Source organism: Streptomyces sp. McG3, assembly GCF_018619185.1.
In the GTDB taxonomy this organism is placed as follows: Bacteria; Actinomycetota; Actinomycetes; order Streptomycetales; family Streptomycetaceae; genus Streptomyces.
The window spans coordinates 1-2,103 of the sequence record NZ_JAAXYC010000540.1 but is presented as its reverse complement, the minus strand read 5'-3'; the positions used below and the strand labels follow the sequence as shown (position 1 = coordinate 2,103).

The window sequence follows — 2,103 nt, the reverse complement described above, 5'->3', positions numbered from 1 at the left end:
CGCCCTGCCCGTGTGCACCCCCGCCGGTGCTCCCGCCCTCGCCGTGCTCCGCCAGCCACTTCGCCGCGGTCTCCGCCAGCTCCGCGTCCCGGCCCGCGAGCATCGTCCGGATCATCTGCGCGTCACCGCGCAGCGACCACGCCGGATGCCCGAACGTGGCCGGGTTGTTCTTCTCGATCAGGAAGTGCGCGGGCCACGCCGTGCCGTACCCGATCAGCGGCAGGGCCGCCAGATAGCGTTTCCGGCCCCGCGCGAGCCCGTACGCGGAGATCGCGAGCCCGGTCAGGGTGCCGGTGAGATGGACCCAGCGGGTGGCGGCACGGGAGTGCATCGCGACGTAGTACGGCCAGAATTCCTCGTACGTATCGAACGTCTGCTGTGACATACGGGCACCGTAGCCGCCCGATCGGCAACCGAACACGCCCCTTTCGCGTCCGAGATGAAGAACGGGCGGCCGGAGCCCACGGGGGTGGTCCCGGTCGCCCGTTCCCCCGCCCCTCGGGGCGGACCGTTTTCGGTCAGTGCCCGGCGACCGACCGGCGGTGCACCGGGAAGTCGAAGTAGGTGTCCGGGAACGGCTCGGGCCTGAACGTGAAGTGCCACCACTCCTCCGGCAGGTTCACGAACCCCACCTCGGTCAACGCCCGCTTCAGGAACTGCCGGTTGGCGCGCTGGGGCCCCTGGATCCGGGGATCATCCGTGTGCGACAGGGTGTCGAAGCAGTCGTAACCCGTGCCCATGTCCACCGAGTTGTCGGGGAACCGCACGTCCTTCGGCGCGAAGCAGGGGGTCAGCCGCTCGCCCGGACGGTACGGCCTGGTCGGCAGGGCGGGGAGCCGGACCAGGGTCAGGTCCACCGTGCTGCCCCGGCTGTGCCCGGACTTCTCGGCGATGTAGCCGTCCTCGAACAGCCGGTCCTTGCCGACCCGCGGATAGAACTCCCCTTTCATGGTCCGGTCGTCGAGGTCCTTCGCCCACCGCACGAAGTGGTCCACCGCCCGCTGCGGCCGGTAGCAGTCGTACACCTTCAGCGAGTACCCGTGACGCGACAGCCGTTGCTGCGCCAGGTGCAGGGCACGCGCGGCGGGCCGGGTCAGGATGCAGACCGGCTGCCGGTATCCGTCCACCCGCTCGCCGAGGAAGGTGTGCGCCGTGGTGTAACGCATCTCCTGAATGATCGTCGGGTCCACCGAGCGCAGCGCCACGAACTCCTCGGGAGCTTTCGGTTCGGGTCGCGCCTGTGCCGCGGGGGAGAGAGCGGTGACGGCGAGGAGGGCGGCGGCCGTGGCGGCCAGAGCACGCAGAGCGGTACGCATTCCTGTCATGGGCACACCGTCTATCAGCTTCGGGGTCTCCGGGAAAGGACACGGCGCCGCCCCAGGAAAGCGGGGAGGCCCGAAAAGCCGGAAGAGCCGGCAAGCCGGAAGGACGGTTCGATACAGTCCGCCCGTGTCCGAACCCGGCAACAGCCCATCCCCGACCGTCGCGCAGCCGCCCCGGTACGCACGGGACTCCCACTGCGGCACCTGCGGAGCCCCGTACACCGCGCTGCCGTCCGCCGACGCCTGGCCCCGCACCTGCGGGCACTGCGGAACCACCGCCTACCGCAACCCGCTCCCCGTCGCGGTGGCCCTGCTCCCCGTCACCGGCCCGCACTCCACCGGACTCGTCGTCATCACCCGCACCATCGAGCCGCAGAAGGGCGGTACGGCCCTGCCCGGCGGGTTCATCGACCATGCCGAGGACTGGCGTGCGGCCGTCGTCCGGGAACTGCGCGAGGAGACCGGCATCGAGGCCGCCGCGGAGCACGTCGCTCTCGCCGACACCCTCAGCGACACCGCGGGCTACCTCCTCGTCTTCGGCCTTCTCCCGGCACGCCCCCTCGCGAGCCTCCCGCCCTCGGTCCCCACCGACGAGACATCCGGCTACGACGTCCTGTACAGCCCGCGCCCCCTGGCCTTCCCGCTGCACACGGTGGTGGCCGACGCCTGGTTCGCCGGCCACCACGGCCGAGGCCACCACAGCCGGGACCGCCGCGGCTGAGACCACCGGGCCCGCGCGCCGGACACGCACGCGCCGGGCCCACCGGCCACCCCCTAATCC

3 protein-coding genes are annotated in these 2,103 nt (G+C 71.6%); 1 reads left to right on the top strand and 2 read right to left on the bottom strand.

Annotated features, from left to right (window positions below):
- Nucleotides 1-385 (bottom strand): DUF962 domain-containing protein (locus HET64_RS38250; RefSeq protein ID WP_215111819.1); only part of this gene is annotated, 385 nt, incomplete at its 3' end.
- Between the two features lie 133 nt (nt 386-518).
- Complete coding sequence (locus tag HET64_RS38245; protein ID WP_215111820.1) at nt 519-1,316, bottom strand: M15 family metallopeptidase; 798 nt, start codon at nt 1,314-1,316, stop codon at nt 519-521.
- Nucleotides 1,317-1,449: 133 nt separating this feature from the next.
- Between HET64_RS38245 and HET64_RS38240 the strand changes: the two genes are divergently transcribed.
- Nucleotides 1,450-2,043: an NUDIX domain-containing protein gene (locus tag HET64_RS38240; RefSeq protein ID WP_215111818.1), complete on the top strand. Its 594-nt coding sequence runs from the start codon at nt 1,450-1,452 to the stop codon at nt 2,041-2,043.
- Nucleotides 2,044-2,103 lie beyond the last annotated feature (60 nt).